Below are 8994 nucleotides of genomic sequence, written 5' to 3' on the forward strand. Positions count from 1 at the left end.
CGGAATCCTCAAAAGCAAAATTGCAAGCTTTTGGGCCCCCAAAGCCCGAAAGCTTGCAATCTCAAAACGCCTCTCGCCAGAAAATTCGACTCCCGCTCAATGGCTTGGAAGTTCTTCACGCACGACGTGTTAGCAGATGCTTTGTCATAGCTGCACTTTCATCCGGCGGCTGATCGGGCACTTGCTTTCGTGTCCCCGCTCCCATCCTGCTCCGCCTTCTCGACTTTGTGCATCGCAGACACCCGAATGCCCGCGCCTTGTTCCTTTGCATTCAAAGAGCGCAATGCCCACTACGGTGGAAGAACCATGCTATCTGCCTAAAGAGGGCCGCGGCGTCGCGTCGGTACGCGAAGGCAATTTCGGATACTCAATCTTAGGCAGCTGACCAGTCAGCGAATTCAGAAACGCAACAATATCGTTCTTTTCCTTATCGCTGAGCTCGATGCCAAGCTGGGTTTCACCCATCACGCCAACCGCTTGCTTAAGGCTCCAAACTTGGCCTGAATGGAAGTATGGGGCCCTCAACGCGACATTGCGCAACGGCGCGGCGCGGAAAACGTACTCGTCGCTGGTCGCCTTGGTGACCGCGTATCGGCCCTTGTCGGACGCCGGAAGCAGGGTTGCGCCCGGCCTTTCGATCACGCCGAACGGGAAGTAATCCTGTCCACCGACGTTGATTCCGTTGTGACAAGAGGAGCACCCCGTTTGAATGAAGAGCTTCAATCCCGCCTTCTGCTGATCATTGAGAGCAGCCGTATCGCCTTCAAGGTACTGATCGAATGGAGCAGCGGGTGTAATCAGGGTCGCTTCAAAGGCCTCGATCGCCTTCGCGAAGTTATCAAAGGTGACCGGCGACGCCTCGTTCGGGAACGCTTTCTTGAACATGACCACATAGTTACTCATCGAATTCAACGTATCGAGCACATGATCTGGGGTCGCGTTCATTTCGGCACGCGCCTGCACGGGTCCCTTAGCTTGCGCCTTGAGGTCTGCGGCACGTCCATCCCAGAACTGCGCAAGATTGAATACCGCGTTATAAACAGTTGGCGCCCGACGTGGACCCTGCTGCCAGCCGTGCCCGACCGAGGTCGGACCGGCATCGACTCCGCCGGTAGCAAGATTATGGCAGCTATTGCAGCTGATGATCCCGCTGGCTGACAGCCGCGGATCGAAGAACAGCATCTTGCCCAGTTCGACCTTGTCGTGAGTGACCGGATTGTCCTTCACAGCAGGCATGATCGTGGGGATCGGTTTGAAAATCTGCCTAGCAGCTCTCATCCAATCATCTTCGGGGCTAGCCTGTGATGAGGCCAACATTACAACGGCCGCAACAGATAGCTTGCGGACAAGGTGAAGCTCCCACGGTAATTTTTTCACAATACCTCTCATCGGCACCAAACAGGACGGCATCGTCCTGTTTATGTCACGCCCTCACGCTTGCCCGAGTGACGGCTGCATCTATTAGCAACCGCCGTGCCAGTGGCGCTCGGCAAAAGCTAAGCTGCTGATTTAGCCTTCAAAGCAATTGCGACCAGCGGATAGTATTAGGTGTCCTGAACCTGACAGAAGCCGTGCGGTGCCAGAAATGCGACAGCCACGAACTGGCGGCGGTCCATTCGTGGGCGACCGGCGCAGGCCTTTTGTAAATATACTGATGCGGCATCCAGCTCGCTGCTATTCTCAACGAGATTGGGTCGTCATACCATCGAGAAACCTGCGAGCGGGCGCCACACGCTCAGGTCAGTTAGCATCCAGTGGCCAGCGCTGACGCTCCTAGAATTCAATGAGGTTGAGGCGAATCGCCTTTACGATGGCCTGGGTACGATTCGTCGTACCCAGCTTGCGCATCACGTTCTTAACATGAAAATTGACTGTATTGTCGCTGACCTGCAGGATCTTCCCAATTTCCCAAGACGATTTTCCCTCTGCCACCCAGCGCAGGCAGTCTTTTTCGCGCTCAGACAGGGTAAGTTTTCCGTTACAGCCGCTATCGGAGGGCGGCGCGATCTCCGCAAACGCAAGATGAAAGTGCCAGGCCAGTGTTTTGAGGTGACTCATACGATACTGAGGATCGGCCTCGTCGAATGGGGATGCAAACGATACCACCGATATTCGGCCCAATGCCCCAAACAATGGCACACTCATGCCATGCTTCAGACCTGCCTCTTTGGCCTCGTCTAGTACGCGCCTCTCGCCGGGTTCCAGTTTGGCGAGTTCGTCCCAAACAAACGGCCCCGGAAGCGTTGGTGTCCGCCTGACCACCGGGTCGATGACACGGTAATTGCGTTCATAATAACGGCGGCACCAGTCTGGCGGGAAGTTCACCGTCCCCGTAGGCGGTAGGTACCCCAGTAGACGAGGCGGCTCCGCGAAAGTAAGCGCTCCGTAAGCGACTTCACTGAAGCCCTCCTCGCTCGCACAGCTCACAAGAAGATCGAACAGCGCTTTTATAGAGCGCGTTTGCTTCGCGCATTCGATGAAACTGAATAAGTCCATGTGGCGCCTCACGAGGACGGCCAAGAGGCCGCCTTGCACTTTCGATTGAGTGTTTTAGGCGGGGTCTAGCTTTATTTCGCTGCGCGACGCCCTTGCTCGGCTCTTCATCCAGCCTGAACACTCGTGCGCTGCGGCAGTGCTATTCCCGGATTCGTTGACCTCTCCGAGAAGGCGCCCAGAAAGGGGCAGGTCAACCGAAACCGTCAGCTGCAGCGCCGCTCTCACTTAAGCTAGAACAGCACACCATAACCGTGGCACGGGTAGCTCCACTTCATGTCGCCAGAGGACTCGCCAACGACGCGGTGGGTATCGCATTCGATGCAGCCGTCGAGGGTGATCTCCGCGTCGCACTTGGCTTTGGGCTCGAAACGACGCGCGGGGCCGACTTTCATGAGCGTAAGCAGCTGCGGTGACGGCATTGTGCGCGCGGACCCCGGTATAGGAACGACCGAGATCAATGTGATTGTGGGTATAGAACAGCTTTTCTTCGAGGCTCACTGAGGGCTCGACATGCATTTTTAGCCTCCGTAGTTGGTATCCACGATTAGAGCGCAAGGCTTCAGTCTCTTGCTTTTGCATGATCTCCTTCGAAAACTGGTGGCCACCTTTCCGGATCGTGTCGCGGCACTGGGCGCGGGCGAATATTCGCCGCGCTTGGGCCGAAACGTCCTCATGTCCAACTTGGCCATAGGTACCACGGAGGGATGCCGGCTATCCCGGCGCCGACCACGATGGCTTCGAACCTTACCTCGATCGTGACAGCTTCCTCTAGCTCGCGATCTGAAAGCACGAATGCGGCCGCAGACGCGCACGATGCCGGTCATCGGCGCTGCCAGCAGCCGGTTCGCGCCACTGCCAATATGGGCGAATTTGGCGATCGGCGCGTTTTTCTCGATGCTGATGGCGACGATCAGGTCGGTGCCCTTAACGCCACCCCGATGCAGGATCGCGCCGGAAATCCTGGCCGCGATAAAGAGCTCTGGCCGGATGATCTTGCCGGTATGACCGATCTGCCGGGCGGAGGTGGTGACCCAGCCCTTTTGCGCCAGCGGACCTGAGCAGCCATATTCGGCGCGAAGGACAGCGGCGAGCTGGCGCACCATGTGCCAATTTTCCGCCGATCGGAGCCCAAGACCATCGGCGACCACGACATCGGGATACGCGAAATTGACGTTTGCGGAATCGCAGTCCGGCACGAATGGAGTGCTGCTCCGCTTTGATGGTGGGTGCGCCGCGATCCGGGGCCCCAGTCTTGACGACGCAGGTGAGCTGCAGCAAGCTGGGCCGCTTGGCAATGCCGGGCTCGACCGGCTCGGCGGCCAGCGATGATGACGGTTATCGGGGCCCCCGCGGATCTGCGCGAAGTTGGAAGCCTTCTTGACGTAGACGATACCGACCATGCGGTCCTCCACAAGGTCCGAGAACCTGGGATCGGAACAGCAAGGCTCGTGCCAGTTGCCGCGCTCGCGAGAATCAGGCGTGGAGACAAATGCTTGAGATAATTGGCGATCGATTGGGGCACTAAAAGCCAACGCAACTGCGACATGGTCGGAAATACGACATCGCCGATTGGAGCAGCCGCGACATTAATTAATGTAGATTAAGAAGAGCGCCTTAAGACAGGCGACGCTTTCCCCTGATCTGCGGTGAGAGTGGGGCCCGAAACACAAGGTGAGCGACCGCAACTTTCACGAGTACCTAAGTCCTTACCCCTTTCGCCTTGGAGAACGTCGCACGGCTAGGAGCAGATGGAGATGCCGGATCGTACTCGACGTCGAGCACAGCAAGGTTTGCCGATGCGAATGTGCCTTGAATTTCCGCCACCAACGAACATCCTCTGATTGTTCAGGCTTAGCTTAGCCCCGTCTCGCCGCGGCATCCTATTGTGACTTGCAACACGTTGTGATCCCAGTCAACTACCAACGCTGGTAATTGATCGAGATGACAGAAGCATGTCTCCTATCGGTTGGGCTGCGAGATTGCCCGAGCGGCTTGCCTTGATCAAGAACTGAACGAAGCACGCCCTGAACGTCCGGCCGGTCGAACGCAAAGGAGTGGCATGCAAGATCAATCAATCACAATCTTTTCTCGCCCACGGCCCTGATGGATGCGCTGACTCCTCACTTGCAGAAATGCTGCGCCATGAGATTTGCTCCAACCGCGAGCTCTCCTTCCTCATGGAAGCTCATGATGCGCTCTCCGGCGCGATCGCCGAGCGCGTAGGCTTCAAAGGCCTGTGAGATCGGGCCTGTCAATGGCCTGCTCTCTCCGCTGCCGCGATGCCAACGAAGCATCATGGAGCCAAATCGTCGATATGGTCGAACGCATAGTAGACTTGACCGAGTTCCCCGTGTTCGTTGACGGCGATGGCGGCTTCGGGAATTGCAACAATGCGCGCCTCTTAGCTCGCAAGCTCCGTCAGCGTGGCGCTGGCGGGATCGCGCTAGTGGACAGCTGTTTTTCGAAGATGAACTTGTTTGTTGGCGATCGGCATCTCTAGCCGATATCGATGAACTTTCCGTCCGGCTGCGAGCAGTGAAAGATACAGTGCGGACGCCTTGGTCCCCGTGGCACGGATCGAAGAGCTGATCGCCGGCCACGGAACGGACGAGGCAATTTTACGCGCTAGCGCTTACGCAGCCGCGGAAGCCGACGCGATCCTCATTCACTCGCGTAAGAGCACCGCGGACGAGATCCTCCCATTCGCGAGTACCTGGCAGAACTGCCTGCCAGTCGCAATCGCTCCGAGGAAATACTATCGAACGCCGGTCTCTGCATATCGCAATGCCGGCATCTCCACAGTGATCTGGCCCAACCACGCCATGCAGCTGCAATAGCGGCAATGCGACACGTCTGCGGACGCATTATCGCCGAGGACGGCATCGCCGGCATTGATGCCGGATATCGCGACCTTCGACCAGGTCTTCGATTTGTTGAGATAAGACGAACTCGCCCGTGCAAAAGCGCGCGCTATCTCCACCCCCTAACCCACGGCGAAAGCTTGTCATCCACACAACATACTGATCTCCAAGGAGTGCTGCGATCCAAGCGTCTGCCCTATCGTCACGCTCCACTGCAACCGGAAACGAAGCACTTGTTTGCCCTCCTGCCACCGGACGTACCATCAAATGGCGCCACAGCTCTTACTCGCCGACCTGTACATTTCTGCCGATCTCAGCCCGCTCTCTTTATCTCCATGCCCACCTAGTCCCCGAAGAAGAGCTAGGAGCTTATTCTCTCCCTATCGGCGGAGGCAGCGGTTGGATGCTCGACCAGGTCAAGTCCTGTTCACCGCGAGTGAGCTTCACGCAATGTGTCGATCTGGACGAAGGCGCACAAGCTCAGGCGGTCACACGCGGACATGCCTATCATCTCGGCGGTTTCGAGCAGTTCGAGACCGATCGACGCTTTGATCTGGTCTTAGCGCTCGATTTCATCGAGCATGTACGCGACCCCGCGCTCCTGTTACGCCGTATCGAAGGGTTTCTCACCGCTCAAGGCCGCGTGCTGATCAAGACGCCAAACTTCGACGCGCTTGATGCGCGGCTATTCCGGCATTGTTCGTGGGCCGGCTATCACACGCCGCGTCATTTCGTACTGTTCAACCGCCAGAGCTTTACAGACTTGGCGGAACAGAGTGGTCTTGGCGTCATATCGTTCTCATATGCGCAAGGTGCAGCGTACTGGAGCGTGTCAGTGCTCGACGCCATGCGCCGATTCGGCCTCATCGAAATCTCGGCGCAACGCCCAGCGTCATATCATCCGCTGAATCCGCTCTTGCAGGCGAGCTTCGCCGCCGTCGAGTTTGCCCGCGCCCCCTTCGCCCGGCTCTCGAAGATGGTGTTTACCCTCGGTCGGCGCTGAGCCGCTGGAGGCTCATGCCGACCGTAGCACGGCAAAATTGATCCCGCGCAACGCAAGGTAAAGCGGCCCCAGCCGGGCTGACGAGAGGACGACGACGCTACAGGAGTTGCAGCACTGCTGCAGTGCTTCAGTGACGTTGCATCTTCATGTGAGTGGCCGAGGTTGGCCATCATGGCGCGCAGAAGATTCACGCCGTGGTGTCCAGCGAAGATAGATAATGGCCATGTATGCCGCCAATATAACATCTTCAACTGGGAGCGGTCCCGCGACATCGAACGAGTTGGCGCGAGATAAGTGCGCTCAAGCGAAACGTGAGTAAACCCGACCTGTCACGCGCGGATTTTTGTCCTTTACGATCCGGCTTCTGGCGAACCTTCCTTCATACATCAAACTGTCATGTGGAGATCACGACCCGTTGCAGGAACAGAAAGCACTTGACAAGTTCGTTCGATCTGCAGCTGCTATGGCTCGACGACCAATGAGGGTCCGGCTGCCGAAGCGAGTGGGCCGTCAAGGCGCTTTTACCTACCAAGGCGGTCCATTGACACAATATGCGGGAGCTCGTTCGATGTCTTGGGCGCGGCCGGCCCAAGAGACCGACTATGCCATCGAGGGCAAACACATTCGGTGGCAAGATGAATGGATTTCCCACGGAAAACATCCACTCTACCGGATCAACATTCATCAACGCGGAGAGCTCCTCAACACTCTCTACACACAAGATATCGGCGCGAGAAGCCCAGTCCCGGAATACGGCGTCCGCACATAGCGCCGCGCAGACGACATGCCCCATCTTAGCTACTAGCTGAGAACATCTGATAGCTAGTACCAACAAGGATGCTGGAGCGAATTGATGCGGCTGCAGGTAGTGCCCAGCCAAATCGCAAGGTTTGCACGCGTCTGCGAGCACCGAAGCAGACCAATCTGCCATATTAGCTACTCCCTGCTGTGGGTTGGGAAGTTCTCGCCGTATGCGCCGCACCAAATCCACGACTTAATCCCATCACACTGGTTTGCATTCGCTCCAGGTCGCCTGGTTGAATGCTAATCAAAGCCGGCCAGTGTTGAGAGGTATCCAGGATCAGTCGAGCAAGCTTCATCTGTATCCTTAGACGGGCAGCTGCAGGACCGCCATGATCGCAACATATCCTTCACCATATCCGAGCAATCAGCGTGCAATCCAAAACATTGAGCAGGCCCAGCTTGAAGAGAAAACAATTCATGCACTTCGCTCAGAGGTGGAGAATACCTAAGTGTTAGTGTCCAGTTGAGAACATAACGTCCTCAACTGGACACGGCTGAACACGACAATGCAGGGAGTCAAATGATGAAGGTGACCTCTTGAGGTGAACTCGCACGCCTTCTGCCCCGAAGTTTCATCCAGCAGCGTTCAGAGTCCGGTTGGGTGGTACGCCGAGTGACGCAGGTGGAGCAAGGGCGATCGGCGGAGCCGGGCGGCGTTGCGCAGCCGATCGCCCGTTGAGGTGAGGTGAGCCGCATAGGTCGCAGGGGTCCGGTAGTTCAGCGAGGAATGCGGCCGCTCGTTGTTGTAGTCGGCGACCGATGTGGCGAGTCTGCGCCTGGTATCCTGGGGGCCGAAGAACAGCGTCTCGTTCAAGAACCCGTCGCGCATCCGGCCGTTGATGGGGAAGACGGCCCCGCTCCCTCGGTGCCGGCGTTATACTGGCGATGTACGGACCCGCTAGCAGGAGCTATTCCCTATGGAAGTCGCGACAATTGAATTGGACATTTCGAAGCACGTGTTTCACATCCATACAGTTGACAGACAAGGCCACTTGACCAATCGCCAGCGCCTACGACGAGGCGAGATCATGTCGTTCTTCTCCTCGCTTGCACCGTGCGGTCGGCATCGGAGCCTGCGCCACCGCTCACCACTGGGCGCGCGAGATTCGGCGGTTCGGTCACGAGGTGAGATTGATCCCGCCAGCCTATGTAAAATCGTACGTGCGGCGAGGAGCCAAGAACGACGCCGCTGACGCGGCCACGATCTGCGAAGCGGTTACCCGTCCCAACATGCGGTTCGTTGCAATCAAGAGCGTCGAGAATCAAGGCTTCTTGATTCCCGGCGTTGGTCCCATAACGACCACGGCCCTTGCCGCGACTGTGCCGGACCCGACCATGTTCAGCTCGGGGCGAGAGTTCGCCGCCTAGCTGGGCCTGACGCGTAAGCAGAACTCCACCGGCGGGAAGGACCGGCTCGGCCGCATAACGAAACAGGGCGATTCCTATCTCAGGCACTTGCTTCTCATTGAGCACTGAACGTCGTTCGATATCCGAAGGCACGCTCACGAGTCGGAGGCGGCTGGATCGAAGCTCTACGTCGGCCCATGGTCGTCGCGATCGCCGTTGCCAACAAGTTAGCTCGGATTGTCTGGGCGATGATGACGATCGGGGCACGAAAATGCCGGCCGTTGGCGAACTGGTCGGACATGAAGTCGAGCGGCTTGCGCACCGCGAGCCCTTTCTGCCGGTAGAGCCGGTGGATTCGTCGTGCGTGAAGAACTTCCAAGCCATTGAGCGGGAGTCGAATTTTCTGGCGAGAGGCGTTTTGAGATTGCAAGCTTTCGGGCTTTGGGGGCCCAAAAGCTTGCAATTTTGCTTTTGAGGATTCCG

4 protein-coding genes and 4 pseudogenes are annotated in these 8994 nt (G+C 57.5%); 3 read left to right on the top strand and 5 right to left on the bottom strand.

Annotation, left to right across the window (positions count from 1 at the left end; genetic code table 11):
* Positions 1–309: 309 nt before the first annotated feature.
* From AC0QUY_RS41590 to AC0QUY_RS41605, 4 genes and pseudogenes are all read right to left on the bottom strand, one after another.
* On the bottom strand, positions 310–1317 hold the full coding sequence (locus AC0QUY_RS41590; RefSeq protein ID WP_246738773.1) for a cytochrome-c peroxidase: 1008 nt from the start codon (positions 1315–1317) through the stop codon (positions 310–312).
* A gap of 456 nt (positions 1318–1773) precedes the next feature.
* Positions 1774–2496 (bottom strand): helix-turn-helix transcriptional regulator, encoded by a 723-nt coding sequence (locus AC0QUY_RS41595; protein WP_161855565.1) that lies wholly within the window; start codon positions 2494–2496, stop codon positions 1774–1776.
* A 230-nt stretch (positions 2497–2726) separates the two neighbouring features.
* Entirely contained in the window at positions 2727–2888 is a 162-nt protein-coding gene (locus tag AC0QUY_RS41600; protein ID WP_475384625.1) for a ferredoxin family protein, read from the bottom strand.
* Positions 2889–3264: 376 nt separating this feature from the next.
* Positions 3265–3695 (bottom strand): annotated as a pseudogene (locus AC0QUY_RS41605) (FAD-binding protein); the annotation flags it as partial.
* A gap of 933 nt (positions 3696–4628) precedes the next feature.
* Between AC0QUY_RS41605 and AC0QUY_RS41610 the strand changes: the two are divergent.
* Together AC0QUY_RS41610 and AC0QUY_RS41615 are read left to right on the top strand one after the other, a co-directional pair.
* Positions 4629–5438: pseudogene (locus AC0QUY_RS41610) on the top strand (isocitrate lyase/PEP mutase family protein).
* A 229-nt stretch (positions 5439–5667) separates the two neighbouring features.
* The gene (locus tag AC0QUY_RS41615; protein WP_475391653.1) at positions 5668–6360 is read left to right on the top strand and encodes a class I SAM-dependent methyltransferase; all 693 of its coding nucleotides are present in this window, start codon (positions 5668–5670) and stop codon (positions 6358–6360) included.
* Positions 6361–7736: 1376 nt separating this feature from the next.
* On the opposite strand, the pseudogene AC0QUY_RS41620 reads toward AC0QUY_RS41615, so the two are convergent.
* Positions 7737–8002: pseudogene (locus AC0QUY_RS41620) on the bottom strand (integrase core domain-containing protein); the annotation flags it as partial.
* Between the two features lie 79 nt (positions 8003–8081).
* Here AC0QUY_RS41620 and AC0QUY_RS41625 point away from each other — a divergent pair.
* Positions 8082–8855, top strand: a pseudogene (locus AC0QUY_RS41625) (IS110 family transposase).
* Positions 8856–8994 lie beyond the last annotated feature (139 nt).

This window comes from Bradyrhizobium sp. WYCCWR15520 (genome assembly GCF_056174665.1).